Source organism: Kitasatospora sp. UYEF31, from assembly GCF_057291755.1.
Genome location: NZ_JBXAWK010000030.1, coordinates 26,050 through 45,242, shown reverse-complemented (window position 1 = coordinate 45,242; position 19,193 = coordinate 26,050). Strand labels below are relative to the sequence as shown.

The 19,193-nt window shown below is 69.2% G+C and carries 17 protein-coding genes; 13 read left to right on the top strand and 4 right to left on the bottom strand.

Going from position 1 to position 19,193, the window contains the following annotated elements:
* Positions 1-10: 10 nt before the first annotated feature.
* Complete coding sequence (locus tag AC0Z36_RS16740) at positions 11-1,114, bottom strand: glycosyltransferase (RefSeq protein ID WP_485463715.1); 1,104 nt, start codon at positions 1,112-1,114, stop codon at positions 11-13.
* Between the two features lie 86 nt (positions 1,115-1,200).
* Positions 1,201-4,059: a bifunctional glycosyltransferase/CDP-glycerol:glycerophosphate glycerophosphotransferase gene (locus tag AC0Z36_RS16735; protein ID WP_485463690.1), complete on the bottom strand. Its 2,859-nt coding sequence runs from the start codon at positions 4,057-4,059 to the stop codon at positions 1,201-1,203.
* A gap of 302 nt (positions 4,060-4,361) precedes the next feature.
* On the opposite strand from AC0Z36_RS16735, the gene AC0Z36_RS16730 reads away from it, so the two are divergent.
* From AC0Z36_RS16730 to AC0Z36_RS16695, 8 genes are all read left to right on the top strand, one after another.
* Positions 4,362-6,242 (top strand): DUF5941 domain-containing protein, encoded by a 1,881-nt coding sequence (locus AC0Z36_RS16730; protein WP_485463714.1) that lies wholly within the window; start codon positions 4,362-4,364, stop codon positions 6,240-6,242.
* Positions 6,239-7,006 carry a phosphocholine cytidylyltransferase family protein gene (locus AC0Z36_RS16725; protein WP_485463689.1) on the top strand — a complete coding sequence of 256 codons (768 nt, stop codon included), beginning with the start codon at positions 6,239-6,241 and terminating at the stop codon, positions 7,004-7,006. Before AC0Z36_RS16730 ends, AC0Z36_RS16725 begins: the two co-directional genes overlap by 4 nt.
* Positions 6,994-8,055, top strand: coding sequence for an iron-containing alcohol dehydrogenase family protein (locus tag AC0Z36_RS16720; protein WP_485463688.1), 1,062 nt, complete (start codon positions 6,994-6,996; stop codon positions 8,053-8,055). Before AC0Z36_RS16725 ends, AC0Z36_RS16720 begins: the two co-directional genes overlap by 13 nt.
* 67 nt (positions 8,056-8,122) lie before the next feature.
* Complete coding sequence (locus AC0Z36_RS16715) at positions 8,123-8,851, top strand: CDP-alcohol phosphatidyltransferase family protein (protein ID WP_485463713.1); 729 nt, start codon at positions 8,123-8,125, stop codon at positions 8,849-8,851.
* 26 nt (positions 8,852-8,877) lie between these two features.
* Complete coding sequence (locus tag AC0Z36_RS16710) at positions 8,878-9,777, top strand: glycosyltransferase family 2 protein (protein ID WP_485463687.1); 900 nt, start codon at positions 8,878-8,880, stop codon at positions 9,775-9,777.
* Positions 9,778-9,910: 133 nt separating this feature from the next.
* Entirely contained in the window at positions 9,911-10,831 is a 921-nt protein-coding gene (locus AC0Z36_RS16705) for an ABC transporter permease (protein ID WP_485463686.1), read from the top strand.
* Positions 10,818-11,654 carry an ABC transporter ATP-binding protein gene (locus AC0Z36_RS16700; protein ID WP_485463685.1) on the top strand — a complete coding sequence of 279 codons (837 nt, stop codon included), beginning with the start codon at positions 10,818-10,820 and terminating at the stop codon, positions 11,652-11,654. The genes AC0Z36_RS16705 and AC0Z36_RS16700 overlap by 14 nt, the downstream gene beginning before the upstream one ends.
* Positions 11,655-11,967: 313 nt before the next feature.
* A complete protein-coding gene (locus AC0Z36_RS16695) occupies positions 11,968-12,891 on the top strand; it encodes a phosphatase PAP2 family protein (RefSeq protein WP_485463684.1) in 924 nt (307 codons plus the stop codon).
* Positions 12,892-12,936: 45 nt separating this feature from the next.
* Here AC0Z36_RS16695 and AC0Z36_RS16690 read toward each other — a convergent pair whose 3' ends face one another.
* Entirely contained in the window at positions 12,937-14,550 is a 1,614-nt protein-coding gene (locus AC0Z36_RS16690; RefSeq protein ID WP_485463683.1) for an FAD-binding oxidoreductase, read from the bottom strand.
* Positions 14,551-14,828: 278 nt separating this feature from the next.
* On the opposite strand from AC0Z36_RS16690, the gene AC0Z36_RS16685 reads away from it, so the two are divergent.
* The 4 genes from AC0Z36_RS16685 (at position 14,829) to AC0Z36_RS16670 (ending at position 17,846) form a co-directional block, all read left to right on the top strand.
* A complete protein-coding gene (locus AC0Z36_RS16685) occupies positions 14,829-15,500 on the top strand; it encodes a hypothetical protein (protein WP_485463682.1) in 672 nt (223 codons plus the stop codon).
* 105 nt (positions 15,501-15,605) lie between these two features.
* Complete coding sequence (locus AC0Z36_RS16680) at positions 15,606-16,406, top strand: GntR family transcriptional regulator (RefSeq protein ID WP_485463681.1); 801 nt, start codon at positions 15,606-15,608, stop codon at positions 16,404-16,406.
* Positions 16,407-16,504: 98 nt separating this feature from the next.
* Positions 16,505-17,407, top strand: coding sequence for an SCO4651 family lipoprotein (locus tag AC0Z36_RS16675; RefSeq protein ID WP_485463680.1), 903 nt, complete (start codon positions 16,505-16,507; stop codon positions 17,405-17,407).
* A gap of 184 nt (positions 17,408-17,591) precedes the next feature.
* Entirely contained in the window at positions 17,592-17,846 is a 255-nt protein-coding gene (locus tag AC0Z36_RS16670; RefSeq protein WP_485463679.1) for a hypothetical protein, read from the top strand.
* Here AC0Z36_RS16670 and AC0Z36_RS16665 read toward each other — a convergent pair.
* A complete protein-coding gene (locus AC0Z36_RS16665) occupies positions 17,803-18,132 on the bottom strand; it encodes a metal-sensitive transcriptional regulator (protein ID WP_485463678.1) in 330 nt (109 codons plus the stop codon). The two genes, AC0Z36_RS16670 and AC0Z36_RS16665, sit on opposite strands and share 44 nt — an antisense overlap.
* Before the next feature lie 438 nt (positions 18,133-18,570).
* Between AC0Z36_RS16665 and AC0Z36_RS16660 the strand changes: the two genes are divergently transcribed.
* Positions 18,571-19,191 (top strand): DUF47 domain-containing protein, encoded by a 621-nt coding sequence (locus tag AC0Z36_RS16660; RefSeq protein ID WP_485463677.1) that lies wholly within the window; start codon positions 18,571-18,573, stop codon positions 19,189-19,191.
* Positions 19,192-19,193: the final 2 nt, after the last annotated feature.

Genomic DNA, 19,193 nt, shown 5'->3' with positions numbered 1-19,193 from the left:
ACCCGTACGGTCAGCGGTCCACCAGCCTGAACAGGCGTTCCCACCGGGCGAGGACCGCGGCGCCGGAGAATCTCCGTACGTTCTCCTTGGCTTTCGCGCCCATCGTGGCGCGCAGTGCCGCGTCGTCGAGCAGCTCGCCGAGGCGGTCCGCGAACCGGTCAGTGTTGCCGGTCGTGACGAGGATGCCGTCCTCGCCGTCGGTGAGGACCTCCCGGACGCCGGGCGCGCAGTCGAAGGCGACACAGGGCAGTCCGCAGGCCATCGCCTCCATCAGCGACAGTGGGAAGCCCTCAGCCCGGGACGCGGCGGCGAACACCGAACCCTGGGTCAGTGCGCCGGTGATGTCGTCGGTCTGCCCGGCGAAGTCGACCGACGCGGCGATGCCGAGGCGTTCGGCCTGCTTGTGCAGCAGGAGTTCCTGGTCGCCGGTGCCGAAGATGCGCAGCGTCCAGTCGGGGTGGTCCGCGATGAGCCGGGCCCACGCGTCGAGGAGGAGGTCGTAGCCCTTTTCGTACGACAGCCTGCCGAGGCTGACCACGACCTTCCCGGAGCCGGCGGACAGGTCGTCCTGCGGCTCGACCGGGGTGGGGTTCGGCATGACGCCGACGTTGGGCATGCCGTCCTGCGCCCACCGGTCGGCGTCCTCGCGGGTGAGCACCAGCATCCGGGTTGCGGGGCCGTAGTAGCGCTTGACCCTGCGGTAGCGGCTGGACGCCTTGGACGCTTCGTACGATTCATGGGACATGCCGATGACGGGCAGCCCGCGGGTGTCGGCGAGCTCCACCCACTCCATGGCCCACACCTGGGCCACGATGATCACGGCGTCCGGCCGCGCCAGCCGGAACACCCGGCTGAGCCGGGCGGCTGCTTCGTGTATGTCGGCGGCCCGGTGCGCCTCGCGGCGCTTCGCGGCGAAGTTGAGCCGGTTGTGCAGGTGCCGGGGGGACCACCTGGGCGTGGGGTGCTCCGCGTACAGGGTCATGGTGCTGTACGGCAGATCGTGGCCGTAGTCGGCGGGGGCCGTCGCCGGGGCGATCCCGATGATCTTCACGGTGTGGCCCTGCCCGGCGAACAGCCCGGCCATGTGGTGCGCCCAGCGGGTCAGCCCGCCCATCTCGTCCACGGCGTTGCAGACGATGAAGATCTCACGGGGTCCAGTCGTGCCGGCAGCGCTGTTCGCGCTGTCTGTGTCCACTCGGGTCACCGTCCGCCTCCAGCCGGGAAGAACTTCTGCACGATGGCCTTGGCCGCGCTGCCGTGGTCGTATTCGCCGTACTCCCGCACGAAGGCCGCCCGGTTGCCGGCGAACCCGGCCACCGACTCCTCGAAGCCGCCGAGCGCCTCGAACAGTGCGTCCTCGGTGTCGACCACCGGGCCGGGGGCGGCGGCCCGCAGGTCGAAGTAGGCCCCGCGCTCCTGCCCGGTGTACTCCTCGTAGTCGTACGTGAAGAAGAACATCGGCCGGTCGAGCAGCGCGTAGTCGAACATCACCGACGAATAGTCGGTGATCAGCCCGTCGGCGAGCAGCAGGAGCGGCGTGATGTCCGGCAGTTTCGACACGTTCCGCACCTGGGCGGCGGCCGAGGGCGGCAGCGCCACGGTGTCGAGGTAGTGCGTCCGGACCAGGAGTGTGAACTTCGGGCCCAGTTCGCGGACGAAGCGGTCCAGGCTGAACGGCATCTCGAAGTCCCGCACCGCGGCACCCGTCTGCCGGAACGTCGGCGCGTAGAGGAGCACCCGGTGATCGTCCGGGATGTCCAGGCTCCTGCGCAGCGCCGCGACCCCGGCCATGGCGTCGGAACCCCGCTCGACGAGCGCGTCGTTGCGCGGATAGCCCACGCGGAGTAGGCCCGCCTTCAGGTCAAAAGCCTGGACGAGCGTACGGACGTCATGCTCGGAACGGACCACAAAATGGTCGAACCGGTCGAGCATCGCGCGCACCGCGGAGCGCTCAGCGGCGCTCTTGCGCTTCTCAGACGGGATGTCTTCGCCCATGCGCTTGAGCGCGGAACCGTGCCACGTCTGGATGTACGTGGTCTCCGGGCGCTTGAGCGCACCGCGTGGGAAGCCCTGGTTGTCGATCCAGAACTCGGCCTGGGCCAGCGCCCGGTAGTAGTCCCACGAGCCGCGCTTGACCAGCTTGGCGTCCTGCGGGAACCCGGCGGTGCCGGCGGCGTACGACCAGACCGCCTCGAACTTCACGCCCGAGCGGCGCATCTCCTCGTAGATGTACTTCGGGTTGTCGCTGTACTGCCGGCCGAGGTGGCTCTCGAAGACGACCAGGCCCTTGCGGACGGGCAGCCGCAGGAAGAGGTCCTTGTACGCCTTGGCCTTGGTCTGCTGGCTGGCCAGCTTCTTCTGGAGTTTGCGGGCGGCCTTGGCCCGGTTCAGCGCGAGGCCGCCGACGGGGGAGCCGGCGAGCTTCCCGAGCAGTTCCCGCGACCGACGGGCCGCTGCCGACTCCTGGTCGAGCAGGAAGACCAGATGTCCGTACACATCGGTCTGCGCCACCAGGTGATCGGCCGTCAGCCGGGTGGACCAGGGCCGCACCGGCACCGAGAGCGGGGCCTCGGCTGTGTCGGTGACGGTCAGCCGGGTCGTGTTGACCACGCCGTCCACCGACAGGTTCAAGAACGCGTCCCACATGACGTCCAGAACACCCAGCGGGCGGACCTTGCCGGTGACGTCGGCTTTGGTGCCCCACCGAATCTGGTCGCCCTCGTGCACGACCTCGGCCACCGGGAACTTCACGGCGAGGCGGGCCTTCAGCTGCTTGCGGCGCGGCCGGAACTCCAGGGTCGCCGACAGTTTCGCCCCGGGCGGGACCACACCCAGCGGATTGGCCACCGCGCCGGCGAACCGCACCCCGCCGGGCTCGAGCGCGAACTCAGTAAGCCGGTTGCCCAGGCGCAGGGCCTTGAAGCCGGTGGTGTTGTAGCCGAACGCGGTCACGTCCAGGAGTTTCCGGTTCCAGTCGCTGTTGAGGTACTCCCCGGTCCAGTAGACCCGGTCGCCTTCCTGGAACAGCGGCGCGGTCGCGGTGTTCTTGTTCATCAGCGAGTCGACGGCCGGCATCAGCCGGTCCCAGTCGCGCTGCCGCACGAGCAGCGAGCAGACCCCGTGCATGGGGTAGGCGAGGTCGTACGCCGCGGGGTCGAGCGCGGTCAGGTACGGGATCACGGCGTCGGCGAACTGCTCCCGGAACTCCGGTGAGCGGTGCGGCAGGTCCCGCAGGTGCAGCACCAGGTCGTGCTTGAGGAACTTGGCGTCCTTGTGGACCTTCAGGTCCTCCGCGCCGTACCGCACGATCATGTCGTCGATCCGGCGGTGGATCTCCACCCGGTCGAGCAGGTTCTTGATCTCGTGCCGCCGGTTGGTGACCGACTTGTTCTCGACCTCCTCCTGGACCCGCCAGTAGTAGACCGTGTTCGGGATGATCACGATCTTCTTCGCGGCCAGCAGCGCCTCGGCCACGAACTGCAAGTCCTCGTAGAGGATGCCTTCCGGGTACCGCAGCGCGTTCTCCAAGAGGAACTCCCGGAGGTAGAGCTTGTTGGTCGACAAGGTCTCGTACGCGAAGAAGTCCGGCAGTTCCTGCACGGAGTCGAGCACCCGGGTCTGCGTGTAGAGCCACGGGTACCACGGCGTCTGACGGTTCTTCTTGTCCAGGTGCACCCGGACGCACAGGCCCGAGGTGACGTCCGCGTCGTGCTCCTCGGCCGCGTCGAGCAGGCTCAGGCAGGCGTGCGGGTCCAGGACGTCGTCGCTGTCCAGGAAGAGCACGTAGCGGCCCCGTGCCTCGGGCATCCCGGCGTTGCGGGGGCCGCCGCCGCTGCCCGTGTTGGCCGGCAGCCGGATGGCCCGCACCCGGTCGGGGTGCCGCGCGACCAGCTGCTGCGCCACGCTGTAGGTGTCGTCGGTGCTGGCGTCGTCGACGATCAGAACTTCGGTGCGGGCAAGGGTTTGATCAAGGACGGACTGCACCGCAACGGGCAGCCGTTCGGCGTCGTTGTAAACAACGACGACCACGCTGACGTCCGGTGTCGGAGTCAGGGGCATGCGACTACCTCCCAGGGCAGGCACCCGGCCGGGCCCGGAGGCTGGCTGTCGGCCGTGACGGCTGTGACGGGGGGTGCGGAGTTGCTCTACCTCCACCGGGTCCCCCGGCGGGGCTCACATCGAGGCGATCGTAACGCACAGCGATGGACGTCCACTTTTCCCCAAGGTGCCGACCGGTTCCGCAAGGTGGTTGCGCCGTATGGCCGGTTACCACCCATGGGCTAGCCTGCTCGGTGCTCCGCTGCACATACCGCGCGTTCCCACTCGAAGGTGGCAACGGCGGTTCGAGGGAGGGATCTCACCTGTCCACGGCCCTGGTCATCGCTCCGCCCGGCGGTGCCGCCACGCCTCTTCCGCAGCCGCTCGCGGGCGACCTCGCAGCCTTGCGGCTGGATGTGGTGTCAGTCACCGCGGCAGCGGGTCTGCGGGCCGCGCTGCAGTCCGTCTCCGTCGACCGTACCGCTGTCGTCGACGCCCGTTTCATCGGGCATCAGCACGCTCTGCGACTGGCGGTGTGCGACACCCGTTTCAACGCGCTGCACCTTCCCGGCGTCCTTGTTGTGGACGGGGAGGCCAGAACCGTACTCGCCGGGCTGCTCTCCGCCCCGGAGACCGCCGCGGATGCCGAAGTCCTGCCGGACGCCCTGGCCGTACGTCTCGCGCTGGCCGGTGTCCCGGTGCGCGAGGTGGATCCCGGTGACCTGGTCGCCGTGGTGCCGCTCGACGCCGGGGACCGCGCGGCGGCTGACACGGCCGTGCACGCGGTGGACGGTGAGCGGGTCCGGCTGTCCATGGCGGTGAAGGCCCGCGACGGCTTCTTCACCACGTATGCCGTCAGCACGTGGTCCCCCTATATCGCCAGATTCTGCGCGCGGCTGGGTTTCACCCCGGACCAGGTCACCGTCGCTTCGCTGGTGGTGGCGCTCGGCGCAGCCGCGGGCGCGGCGACGGGCACCCGCTCGGGCTATGTGGTCGCGGCGCTCGCGCTGTACTTCTCCTTCGTCCTGGACTGCACCGACGGCCAGTTGGCCCGCTACACGGTCAACTACTCGCGGATCGGCTCCTGGCTGGACGCGACCTTCGACCGGGTGAAGGAGTACGCCGTCTACGCCGGCCTCGCGCTCGGCGCGGCCCGGCACGGCGACGACGTATGGGTGCTGGCGCTGTTGTCGATGGCGTTGATGACCACCCGTCACATCGTGGACTTCGCATTCAACGAGACACGTGGCGGCGCGGCATCGGCCGACGAGCTCGACGAGGGCGCCGGGGCGAAGCTGTCCGGGAAACTGAACAGCGTCGGGTGGACGGTCTGGGCCCGCCGCATGGTCATCCTGCCGATCGGCGAGCGCTGGGCGCTGATCTCGGTCCTGACCGCGACCACCAACCCGCGGGTGGTGTTCATCGTGCTGCTCGCGGGCTGCTCGTTCGCGGTGTTGTACACCCTCAGTGGACGGCTTCTGCGGACGTACAAACGTACGACGACTTATGGGAAGAAGGTCGCGGACGCACTCTTCGACCTGACCGACAGCGGCCCCCTGGCCACCCAGGTCTTCCGCTTCCCCATGGGTGTCCCCGCCCCGGCCGCGGCGCTCGGCGGTTCCCTGGTCCTGGTCGTCGGCCTGCTGGCCGGCGGCGCCGGGGCGGCGTGGTCGGGCGCGCTCCTGGTGGCCTACCTGATCGGCGCCGGGCTCGCGGTGCGCAGGCCGCTGGACCGCAGACTCGACTGGCTGGTCCCGCCGGTCTTCCGGGCTGCGGAGTACGCCGCGGTCACCATCCTGGCCGCGAAGATCATCCCGGATGCGGTGGGCGTCGCGTACGCCCTGGTGGCGGCGGTGGCCTACCACCACTACGACAGCGTCTACCGGCTGCGCGGCGGACACCCCGCCCCGCCGCGCTGGCTGACCTGGGCGATCGGCGGCCACGAAGGGCGCGTCCTGCTCGTCGTCCTGCTCGCCGCTTTCGGCGCGGACGTCTTCCGCCCGGCGCTCATCGTGCTGGCCGTGCTGATCACCGTGGTTGTCCTGGCCGAGTCGGTCGCCTTCTGGGTGCGGGGTGCGACCCCGGACATCGATGATGAGCCGCGTAGCGTAACGGCCGTCCCCCCCGATCAGCACAACTCCGGGCGTACGGCCCGATCCGACGCACAGCAGCACCAGATGCAAGAAACAGGAGAAACCCCATGATCGGCCTCATCCTCGCCGCCGGTGCCGGACGTCGACTGCGTCCGTGGACCGACAACCTGCCCAAGGCCCTGGTGCCCGTCGGCGAACCCGGGAACCCGGACAGCGAACGGTCGATCCTCGAAGTCACCCTGTCCCACTACGCCGCGATGGGCCTCACCGACGCCGCCGTGATCATCGGCTACCGGGGCGGGGCGATCCGCGAGCGGCAGAGCGCGTTCGAGAAGAAGTACGGCGTGAAGATCCACCTCGTCGACAACGACAAGGCCGAGGAGTGGAACAACGCCTACTCCCTGTGGTGCGCCCGGGACTACCTCGCCGAAGGCGTGCTCCTGGCCAACGGCGACACCCTGCACCCGCTCTCCGTACAGGAGACGATGCTTGCCGCCCGCACCGCGGACAAGGACATCATCCTCGCCCTGGACAACGCGAAGCCGCTGGCCGACGAGGAAATGAAGGTCACCCTCGGCGCCGACGGCGGGGTCAAGCGCATCACCAAGCTGATGGACCCGGCCACCGCGGTCGGCGAGTACATCGGTGTGACGGTGATCGAAGGCCGCGCGGCCCCGCAGCTGATCGACGCGCTGGAGTTCACCTTCAACCGCGACCCGCAGCTCTACTACGAGGACGGCTACCAGGAGCTCGTCGACCGTGACTTCCGCGTCGACGTGCAGCCGCTCAGCGCCGACGGCACCCTCGTGGACTGGACCGAGATCGACACCACCGAGGACCTCATGAAGGCCAAGGTGATCGCATGCCGGTACTGACCCGTCTGGTACCCACACCGCTGACCGTCGACATCCGGGCCGGCGCGGTGAACGACCTGGTCGGCATCCTCGCCGACCGGCGCATCACCGCCTCGGGGCGGCTGGCGATGGTGATCAGCGGCGGTTCGGGCGCCCGGCTGCGGGAGAAGCTGGAACCCCAGCTGCCCAACGCCGACTGGTACCCGGTCGTGGGCGGCAGCCTGTCCGCCGCCGTCGACCTGTCCGACCGCATGCGCGCGGGCAACTACGACGCGGCCGTCGGCATCGGCGGCGGCCGGGTCCTGGACGCCACCAAGTACGCCGCGGCCCGGGTCGGGCTGCCGATGGTCGCGGTGGCCACCAACCTCGCGCACGACGGCATCTGCTCGCCGGTCAGCACACTGGACAACGACAAAGGACGAGGGTCGTACGGAGTACCCAGCCCGATCGCGATGGTCATCGACCTCGACCTGATCCGCCAGGCGCCGCAGCGGTTCGTCCGCTCCGGCATCGGTGAGGCCCTGTCGAACCTGTGTGCGGTGGCCGACTGGGAACTGTCCAACCGGGAGACCGGCGAACAGTTCGACGGCCTGGCCGCGGCGTTCGCGCGCAACGCGGCCGAGGCGCTGCTCTACCGCCCGGACGGGCTGGAGTCGGACGCCTTTGTCACGACACTGGCCGAAGGGCTGGTGCTGTCCGGCATCTCCATGTCGGTGGCCGGGACCTCCCGCCCGGCCTCGGGCGCCTGCCACGAGATCTCGCACGCCATGGACCTGCTCTTCCCCGAGCGGGACGGCCAGCACGGCGAACAGGTCGGCCTGGGCGCGGCCTTCGCCACCCACCTGCGCGGCGACGCCGACTTCACCCGCACCCTGGTGTCCTGTCTGGACCGGCACAAACTGCCGGTCCTGCCCGAACAGCTGGGGTTCAGCCTGGACGAGTTCGTCCGGGTCCTGCGGTACGCGCCGGAGACCCGGCCGGGCCGCTACACCATCCTGGAGCACCTCGACCTGTCCGAGGCAGCCCTCTACGACGCAGTGAAGGATTATGTCGACTCCTACGGTGGCTGACCCGGTGAACCGGGCGGGGAAGAAGCCCACAGTGGCCGAACTGCGCGCGGTCGTGCACCCTCCGGGGATGCTCGAACGGCGCAGCGGCGAGCACTGGGCCGGGCGGCTGTACATGCGGAAGATCTCGGTGCACTGGACCCGGCACCTGGTGGGCACCCGCGTCTCGCCCAACCAGCTGACCTATCTGATGATCGTGGCCGGTATCGCGGCCGGCGGCAGCCTGGTCGTCCCTGGCATCGCCGGGCCGGTCCTGGCCGCCGTCCTGATCCAGCTCTACCTGCTCCTGGACTGCGTCGACGGCGAAGTCGCCCGCTGGCGCAAGCAGACCTCGGTCACCGGCGTCTACCTCGACCGGGTGGGCCACTACCTGTCCGAGGCCGCACTGCTGGTCGGCGCGGGCCTGCACGCCTCGAACGTGACCGAGGACGGCTTCGGTTTGTGGGCGTTCCTGGGCGCGGTCGCCGCGCTCGGCGCGATCCTGATCAAGTCGGAGACCGACCTGGTCGACGGAGCGCGGGCGCGCAGCGGCCTGCCGGCCGTCCAGGACGAGGCCTCCGTACCGCGGTCCAGTGGTGTGGCTTCGCTGCGCAAGCTGGCCGCGGGCCTGAAGTTCCACCGCCTGGTCGGCGGGGTCGAGGCTTCGCTGCTGCTGCTGCTCGCGGGCATCCTCGACCTGACGGCCGACGGCGGCGGACTGCTCTACAGCCGGATCGCGGTGGGCGCGCTCGCCGCCATCGCCCTGCTGCAGACCGTGCTGCACCTGATCAGCATCCTGGCTTCGAGCAGGCTGAAATGAGCGGCGGTGAAATGAGCGGCGGTGACATGAGCGGCAGTGACCTGGCCACTGAACCCGTACCGGGCGATCCGACCCTGGGTGCGGTCATCCTCACCATGGGTGACCGGCCGGTCGCGCTGAACCGCCTCCTGGACTCGGTGGCCGACCAGCGCGGCGCGGCGATCGAGGTGGTGGTGGTCGCCAACGGCGGCCCGCTGCCCGAGCTGCCCGCGGGTGTGCGCGGGATCCGCCTCGACGAGAACGTCGGCATCCCGGCAGGGCGCAACGTCGGCGCGGACGCCCTGGCGGCCGACATCGTGCTGTTCCTCGACGACGACGGGCTGCTGGCCGGCACGGACGTGGCCGAGAAACTGCGCGAGGCGTTCCGCAAAGACCAGAAACTCGGCATCGTCAGCTTCCGGATCGTCGACCCGGAGACCGGCGAGACGCAGCGTCGGCACGTGCCGCGGCTGCGGGCCGGCGACCCGATGCGCTCAGGGCCGGTGACGACCTTCCTCGGCGGGGCCTGCGCGGTCCGCGCCGACGTGCTGAAGCAGGTCGGCGGGCTGCCCGACGACTTCTTCTACGCGCACGAGGAGACCGACCTGGCCTGGCGGGCGCTCGACGCCGGCTGGTCGGTGGCCTATCAGGCCGACGTCGTCCTCGAACATCCGGCGACCAGCCCGGCGCGGCACGCGGTCTACCATCGGATGAACGCCCGCAACCGGGTGTGGCTGGCCCGGCGCAACCTGCCGTGGCCACTGGTTCCGGCTTATCTCGGCACCTGGATCGTCATCACCGCCGCACGGCGTCCCTCCAAGGAGGCGCTCAAGGCGTGGGCGGCCGGTTTCCGGGAGGGGTGGAACGATTCCCCGGGTGTACGGCGTCCCATGTCGTGGAAGACGGTGTGGCGGATGACCAAACTGGGCCGCCCACCAGTGGTGTGACACCTGCCGGGCGCGTGTCCTGCCGGACGCTGCCCGGCCGGGCCCCGGGCCCGGGGTGGAAGATCCGCCCACAGTTCGTCCGGTGCTCGCGCACCAGTTCAGATCAGTACGTACCAACAACGAAAGTGTCGATGTGGCTGATAGCACGCAGGCCGTCACTCTGACCGCTGGGGGGAGTGTGGCTACAGACCGTCCGAGCGAGACCCCGGCTCAGCTGGCGGCTCGGTTCAAGCTGTCCGTCAGCGGGGCCCGGCCGACACTCGGCGGCTACATCAAGGAACTGTGGCAGCGGCGCCACTTCATCGTGGCCTTCGCCAACGCGAAGACCCGGGCCACTTACAGTGACGCCCGGCTCGGCCAGCTGTGGCAGGTCCTGACCCCACTGCTCAACGCGGCGATCTACTTCATCGTCTTCGGCGTGATGCTGGGCCAGCAGAAGGGGTCGGACAACTACATCGCCTTCCTGGTGACCGGGATCTTCATCTTCTCGTTCACGCAGAGCGCTGTGCTGGCCGGCTCCCGGTCCATCAACGGGCAGCTGAACCTGATCCGGGCCCTGCACTTCCCCCGGGCGAGTCTGCCGATCTCCTTCACCATCGTGCAGCTGCAGGAACTGCTGTTCTCGATGGTGATCCTGTTCGCGATCGTGCTGGCCACGGGTGAACCGCTGGGGGTGAAGTGGCTGCTGGTGATCCCGGCGCTGCTGCTGCAGTTCATCTTCAACGTCGGGCTGAGCCTGGCCGTGGCGCGGATCGGCGCCACCCTCACGGACATCAACCAGTTGCTGCCGTTCGTCCTGCGCGCGTGGCTGTACCTCAGCGGTGTCTTCTACGCCGTGGGTGATGTCAAGAGCAAGGTGCCGGACTGGGCCGGGTACGTCCTGGACTACAACCCGGCGGCGGTGTTCATCGAGATCATCCGCAAGTCGCTGATCGAGTCCCACGGCGCCACGCCCCACCACTTGTGGGAAGCGGCGATCATCTGGTCGCTTCTGGTCGGCATCGGCGGGTTTGTGTACTTCTGGCAGGCGGAGGAGCGTTATGGCCGTGGCTGAGAAATTCGAGTCCCCCCAGGTCGACCAGACCGCCCCGAGCGGGCCCGGCAGTCGCACGGCGACCGCCGAGCCGATCCCCACCGTGGTTGTGGACGACGTCCACCTGACCTACCGGGTGCACGGCGCGTCCTCCGGAAAGGGCAGCGCCACTTCGGCGCTGTCCCGACTGGCGACCAAGAAAAAGGCCGTCGGCGTCACCGAGGTACACGCCGTCAAGGGCGTCTCCTTCAACGCCTACCGCGGCGAGGCCGTCGGCCTCATCGGCCGCAACGGCTCGGGCAAGTCCACCCTGCTCCAGGTGATCGCCGGTCTGCTCCCGGCCACCAAGGGCAAGGTCTACACCGACGGTCAGCCGTCGCTGCTCGGCGTCAACGCCGCGATGATGAACGACCTCACCGGTGAGCGGAACATCATCCTGGGCTGCCTGGCCATGGGCATGACGCAGGCTGAGGCCGACGCGTCGTACGACCAGATCGCGACCTTCTCCGGGCTGAACGACTACAACGGCAAGGACTTCACCAAACTGCCGATGCGGACGTACTCCTCGGGCATGGCCGCCCGTCTGCGGTTCTCCATCGCGGCGGCGCGCTCGCACGATGTGTTGATGATCGACGAGGCCCTGGCCACCGGCGACCGGCAGTTCCAGATCAAGAGCGAGCAGCGGATCCGCGAGCTGCGCAAGGAAGCCGGCACGATCTTCCTGGTCAGCCACAGCATGAACTCCGTCAGGGACACCTGCGACCGGGTCATCTGGCTGCAGGAAGGCAAGATCATTGCCGATGGCCCGACCGAAGAGATCATCAAGGAGTACGAGAAGGGCTGAGCGCTACGCTCCGCTCCCGGGCGGCCGGACCCCACCTGTGGGGTCCGGCCGCTCACTCGTTGGCGGCGCCTGACCCCGTCCGGCTCAAGGTGCCGGGAGGCACCGGGAGGCGCTTGGCAGTACCCGGCAGCACCTGGCAGCACCTGGAAGTACCTAAGAAGTACACCGGAAGTTCCCCGGAGCACCCTTGTGCGCTTCGTGGAACCACGTTCCTGCGGATACGGTCTTCACAGGGAAGTTTGTGTACTTGGTTTGTGTACTTGGTTTGTGTACTTGGTTTGCGTACTTGCAAGGCCGTGCCGGAGGTAACCGCGTGATCGTCCATGCCGCAGGTCCCGTTTCGGACGCCGGGGTCACCCTGGCTTCCGACAGTGGAGACAACCTCGACTTCGAGGTGCTCAAGGGGATCAACGGCCTGGCCGACGACACCACCTGGGCGCACAGCACCGTGGAGTTCCTGAGCGAGAAGGGCCTGCTCGGGATCCTCGGCCTGCTGTGCCTCGCCGCCTGGTGGCGGGCCCGCAGCCGGCCCGACTCCACCCGGGCGATGGCGCTCGTGCTCTGGGCGCCGTTCGCCGCGCTGATCGCCGAGCTCGCCAACGCCCTGTTCTTCCGGGACCTGATCGACCGGCCCCGGCCCTTCCTGTCCCATGAGGGCCTGACCGTCCTGGTGACCGGCAAGGACGACCCCTCGTTCGTGTCGGACCACGGCCTGCTGACCATGGCGCTGGCCCTCACCCTGTTCCTGGTCGACCGGAAGATCGGCGTCCTCGCGCTGATCATCACTCTCCTGGAGGGTCTGACCCGGCTGTACGTGGGTGTCCACTACCCCACCGACGTCCTGGGCGGCTGGGCGCTGGGCGCGTTCGTCGTGCTCGCCCTGCTCCCGCTGGCGATGCTGGTCCTGGTGCCGCTCGTCGGGCTGCTCGAACGCACTCCGCTGCGCCCGCTGGTGACCGCGAAGCCGCGGGGAGCGGGGTTGCTCGCGGGACTGTCGCAGGTCCCGGCGGCCGAAGAGCCCGCACCCGCACCCTCGTCCGCGCCTGGTCCGGCACCGGTGCCCGGTCCCGCGCCGGGGCAGCAGTACAACCACGGCCCGGTCGGCCACCCCGCCGTCTACACCCCGGCGGCCGGCACCGAGCAGGAGACCTACCGCCCGTTCACCGGGCCGAACGCCGATCCGGTGGACTACCCCAGGACGCGCCGCGACCAGCGTTCAGACAACGAGCAGTACTGACCCGTCACGCTGATCCGGCGCACTGCCTCGATCCGGCGCACTGCCTCACCGGGCTGGTATCGCCTGCGGAAAGGCGAACAGCCCGTCCGGGTCGACCGAGTTCCTGACCCGGACGAGGCGGTCCAGGTTCGGTCCGTAGTAGGCCTTGGCGAAGTCAGCCAGGTCCGGGTCGATGTAGTTCACATACGCCCGGCCGCTCGCGTACGGCTGCATCGCTTTGCGCAGGTCGCGCAGCCAGGCCAGCTGTCGGTCCACGACGGACGCGGTGTTGTCCGGCACCCACTGCGCGATGTACTGCGCGAGGAACCGCGCCCCGCGGTGCGGGAAGGCCGATTCGTCGACCTTGGGGCGGCCGATCGCGCCGCCCATCGCGTCGAACGCGATGCTCCGGGTGCCCTGGCCCTTCTCCAGCATCCGTACGGCCGTAGCTATGCCGTCCGCGGACAGTGGCTTGTCGAAGAAGTCCGACTTCGCGGCGTAGGCCTCGCGGGCGAACCCGCCGTCGGGGGTCTGTCCGGGCAGGCTGCCCCCGAGGTGGCAGAAACCGGCGTCCTTCCCGGAGCAGCCGGCCATGTAGAGCATCGCGTCGGTGAAGGACTTCGCCGGTACGGAGACTCTCGACGGCTGCCCGCCGACCCGCCGCACCAGGTCGTCCACGTGGTTCTGGAGTTCGGCCTGCGGTCCGAGGTAGAGACCTCCGGCGGAGATCGAGTACGTGGGTCCCCCACCGGCGAGGTGCAGGTTCGACCAGAGCTGGTCAGGGGCGTCCGGGGCCCACTGCTGCCATGCCGCGACCACGTCCGCCGCTTTGGACCACGGCCAGGAGGCGTAGAACACCGCCACGTCGGGGGCCGGGTGGGTACGCAGTCGTAGCGAAGTGACGATGCCGAAGTTGCCGCCGCCCCCGCCGCGCAGTGCCCAGAGCAGTTTGCTGTTGTTGTTGTCGGGGGTGCAGTCGCGGATCGTGCCGTCCGCTGTCACTATCTGCGCGCCGACCAGGTTGTCGCTGGTCAGGCCGTACGCCCGTCCGGTGACCCCGACGCCGCCGCCCAGGGTGAGCCCGGCGACGCCGACGGTGGGGCAGGAGCCGGCGGGCACGGTCAGGCCCTTGGCGGCGAGGGCCGTGTAGAGGTCGATCAGCCGGGCCCCGCCGCCGACCTGTGCGACGCCCTGGTCGAGGGTGACCGTGGCCAGTTTTGACACGTCCACCACCAGTCCGGGGGTCGTGGAGTACGCCGCGTAGCTGTGCCCGCCCGAGCGCGCGACGACCGGCATCCCGAAGCGGCGGACGAACTTCAGGCAGGTCCGGATGTCCTCGGGGGAACGTACGTACGCGATTCCGGCGGGCCGGGAGAGGTCGTCGAAGCGCCGGTTGAAAAGGAGCCGGACTGCGTCGTACGTGGTGTCCTGCGGGCGGATCAGCTGCCCGCCCAGGTCGCGGGCGAGCGCGGTCCAGTCGGCCGCGACGGTGGCACCGGGGGACGGCGGCGGGTTGCTGAGCGTGGGGTTGCCCGGAATGGTGGCAGACGGTCCGGGCAGTGCGGGCGTGGGCCCGCCGGACGCGGTGGAGCCGCCTGACCCTTCGGAGCAGGCCCCGGTGAGGGCCGCCGCCGACGTGGCGGCGGCGCAGCGGAGAAGAGTACGGCGGTCGATGCTCACCCAGGCCTCCCGGACGCACGAGGGTGTCCACCGTGGCACAGTCCGCCGTCTGCCGCCGGATCGTGGCGAGCCTGCCCGAACCCAGTCGTTCGAACGAACGTACGGGGAAATCCGGTTGTTCAAGATTCTTTTCGTATTCCCGCCCGGCAGTCGTCCCCCCACTGCCAGGATCGTCACGCTCGGAGATCAATAAACCTCGAAGCGTCACTGCGATCCGTGGCTTTTCAGCCATGCTCCGCGGCGTACCAGCCTCGTTCCGTCCATGAGGGGTCTGTCCGTTGAACTTCCCGTCCCGCAACGCCCGTGGCGCTGCCATCCTCTGTGCCGCTTCGGCTGCTGCCTTCGCCTTCGCCTTCGCCGGTCCGGCGGCGGCCACCGGCCCGGTGCCCGGCGCCTCCAGTGCCCCGCTGCCGACCTCCGACCAGATCACGAACACCGTCCGGCAGGTCGTCGGGCTCCAGCTCCTGGAGGCCACCTGTGGCGAGCCGGGGGCACTCAAGGTCGCGGTCCTCGACGCGCTGAACACCATCCACCTCCCGGTGGAGATGAAGGGCCTGCAGAAGATCGACCTCGGCTCGCTCGGCGCCATCAACATCGGTGCGCAGCACCCGGGTAAGGCCGTCGCCGTCGAAGTGCACCTCACCCCGGTCAAGGGCAAGGCGGTCGACCTGACCATCGGTGCGAAGGACTGCCCGGTGAAACCGGTCGTCGCGACGTCGGCCCCGCCGGTCAAGGTCAGTTCAACCCCTGCCCCGAGCGTCAAGGACTCCACCACGCCCGCGGCGGCCAAGCAGTCGGCGGTGCGGTCGGCCGGTCCCGGGCTCGCGCACACGGGGGCCGACGGCGGCTCGGCCCTGCCGTACCTCGCCGGCGGCGCCCTACTCCTCGGCGGCGGTGCCGCAGCGACCGTTGTGGCCACCCGACGACGGAAAGTCGCAGTTCAGGCGTAGTGCACACCAGCTCAGTGGGCAGAAACACCGCGCGTCCGCCCCATGAAAATGATCACTGCCGGGGCGGGCTGCGCGGTCACTGTCCGTGCCGGTAGCGTCTGCGCAGTGACAAGTTCTGAAGCGGGGGAAGGGCCGGACTCCAGCGGGTCGTCCGAGGCGGTGTCGGCCGAGGCGGGGGCCGGAACAGCGGCTCGGTCGGGGTCCGAGGCCGGGCGGCTAGGCGAGCGGCTGAGCCTGCGTGAGCAGGTGGTCCGGGCGATCCGGGCCGCCCTGGTCGCGGGCGACATGCGCCCTGGCACGGTCTACTCCGCGCCCGCGCTGGCCATGCGCTTCGGTGTCTCCGCGACGCCCGTCCGCGAGGCGCTGCTCGACCTGGCCAAGGACGGCCTGGTGGAGGCGGTCCGCAACAAGGGCTTCCGGGTGCGCAGCCTGTCCCGGCAGGACTTCGACGAGATCTACCGGTTGCGTGAGCTGCTTGAGGTGCCCACGGTCGCCGAACTGGCCCGCGCCGGCTGTGCGGAGCTGCTGCCGCGCCTGCGCGAACTGGCTGACGAGGTCGGGGCTGCGGTCGGCCGCGGCGACGTGCTCGGCTACCTGGACGCCGACCACCTGTTCCACACCACCCTCCTCCGGGAGTCAGGCAACGCCAGACTGGTGCGGATCGTCACCGGACTGTGGGCCCAGGCGCGGTTGTACAGCCTGGGTTCGATGGTGCAGGAGGGCCGGGTCGCCGACGCCGGGCTTGAGCACCACCGGCTCCTCGATCTGCTCGCAGCCCGTGACGCGGAAGCCGCCGGCGCGCTGATGCGCCAGCACCTGGCCTGGTCGCGGGACCTGTCCCCAGCCGGGACTGAAGCCGAAGCTAAAGGCGACGCTGACGCAGGGGCTGGAGGCCCGTACACCTGACGCCGTATCCCGGGGTGGTGTTCACTCGTTTGCCCCACGGGCCATGCCTTGATGCCCCAGGCGCCCCCGGCAAGCCACCCGATAGGGGATTTCCTCAGATGAAGGCACGGACACAGCGCACTCTGTCCACCGTCTGCGCGGCGGCACTAGGCCTCGTGGGTCTGACGGCAGTCAGCGGCTGCGGCGCCGGCGACGACCACGTGACCGACGCGGGCAAGCAGGTCAAGCCGGTCTCAGCCGCGACCGCGGCCGTGCGCGCCACCGCGGCGGTCACCGGCAAGGCGGGCAGTTCGCGGACGAAGACCAGCATGACGATCCAGTCCGAAGACCGCACGGTCACGATGTCCGGCGAGGGCATGTTCGACTACGCGAAGCGGATCGGTTTCCTCAACCTTTCCGCGCCGCCGGGCTCCGGCACCTCCGGCGCGCTGGAGGAGGTCCTGACCCCTGAGGCGCTTTACATGAAGAACGCCTCGCCGCAGGTCCCGAAGGACAAGTGGGTGCGGGTCGGCACCGGCGCCATGGGCGACGGCAATCTCGTCAACGGCGGGGGCACGGACCCGGGCACGTCCTTCGAGATGCTGCGCGGGGCCGGTGACGATGTGGAACTGGTCGGCACCGAGCAACTGCAGGGTGTGCCGGTGAAGCACTACAAGGGCACGCTCGATCTGAAGCGGGCCTACGACCAGGCGGCGAAGGACCTGCGCCCGACGCTTGAGGCCGCGCTGCGGAGTTTCACCACGCCGTTCATCCCGTTCGAGGCTTACCTCGATGAGCAGGGGCGGCTGCGCAAGGTGCGCGAGGAGTTCACCATCGGTGTGAAGTCGCAGGGCGGGAAGGCCGCTCCGGAGCGCATCGCCAAGGTCGTGTCCACGGCGGAGCTGTCCGACTTCGGTGTGCCGGTCCAGGTCCAGGTGCCGCGTGCGGAGGACCTCTACACGCCTCCGGTGCCGCAGCCGCCGGCTGCGCCTTCCGCCGGGCCGCCGGCGGTCAAGCCGTAGCGGGAAGCGGTGGCCTGGATTTTCAGTGACCTTCTAGCCCTGCCGGTGGCCCGCATATGGCCCATGCGTGTCATGTGCTCACGGCCCTCGGCCCCTTACCGTGGGGGCCCGAGGGTCGGGGTGGCGGCGGACTGTGTGACGGCGCCCGCGGCGGAGCCGCTACACGGCGCAGGAGGTGGTGCGTGTGACACCGTTCTCCGACAAGAGGGTGCACGACCGTACGGCCCTCGACGAGATCGACCTCTACAGCGAGATGATCATCGCGGCGTCGCTCAGCGACGGGCCGCTCACAGCGAAGCAGATCGACGCCGCGCTCGGGCTCGGCCGGCCCGGCGGGGGACAGACGAAGCCGGTCGGCCACGCGGGCCGCACCAAGCACAACGGCACCCGCGGGCTCAGGAACGGACCAGCCGTGCGATCGCTGCCGACGCTTCCTTGAGCTTCGCTTCCGACTCGGGGCCGCCGTTTTCGATCGCGCCGGCGACGCAGTGCGCCAGGTGCTCGTCGAGCAGGCTGAGCGCGAAGGCCTGCAGCGCCTTGGTGGCCGCGGAGACCTGGGTCAGCACATCGATGCAGTATTCATCTTCGGAGACCATCCGCTGAAGCCCGCGCACCTGGCCTTCGACGCGGCGCAGTCGCTTGAGGTGTTCGTCCTTGCGTCCTGTGTAACCGTGCACTGTGGGCTCCCCTGCCGCGGTTTGTGGTGCAGTCTCTGTCGGCTCCATCATCTCCACCTTTCCACGTACAGGAAATATACCCCCCGGGGGTATTGAAGGCAAGCGGCTTGAATCCGACCCCGCCGGGTGGCTTGCCTCAACGGCTCACCCGGACGGCCGAAGGTTCGGAGTGAAGCGGCAGTGGAGTCAGGGTGAACGACAGATGAACGAAACGGGAATTGTACGGGCTCCGAGAGGAATGTCACGGCAAAAGACCCAGTCGGGGCCGTACGGACCGGAACTCCGATTGATCCGCACAGCAGTACGACGCCTACCCTGATCCAGGCAGCGGGTCCATCAGCCTTCTGTTCGGCACGACCACCAGGGTTGTTGCCATGTGCTTGCGTCTAGTGGCGATCGGGTACAGGCCGTCTTCCGGCTTGCCTCCGCGAAGGCATGAAGACCCAGCACCACCGCCTCCCGCATCCCTTATTCCGGAGACCTGAAGTGCGATTGCGTCTCAAGCCCAAAGAGAACAGCTTTTACGACATGTTCACCAGCGCGGCGGACAACCTGGTCACAGCGGCCAAGCTGCTGACTGAGCTGCTCGGTGCCGACGTCTCCGCACGTCCGGAGATCGCGGAACGGATGCGGGCCGCCGAACACGCGGGCGACGACACCACACACGCGATCATGCGCCAGCTGAACGCCTCGTTCATCACCCCGTTCGACCGGGAGGACATCTACGCGCTGGCCTCCCAGCTCGACGACGTCATGGACTTCATGGAAGAGGCCGTGGACCTCGTCGTGCTCTACCAGCTCGACGAGCTTCCGCCGCAGGTCGCTGATCAGATCGAGGTCCTCGCCCGGGCCGCCGAGCTGACCGCCGAGGCCATGCCGCGGCTGCGCACCATGAAGGACCTGCCGGAGTACTGGATCGAGATCAACCGTCTTGAGAACCAGGCCGACCAGATCCACCGCAAGCTGCTCGCGAAGCTCTTCAGCGGCCAGTACGACGCGCTGACCGTGCTCAAGCTCAAGGGCATCGTCGACATCCTCGAAGAGGCCGCCGACGGGTTCGAGCACGTGGCGAACACTGTTGAGACCATCGCGGTCAAGGAGTCCTGAGC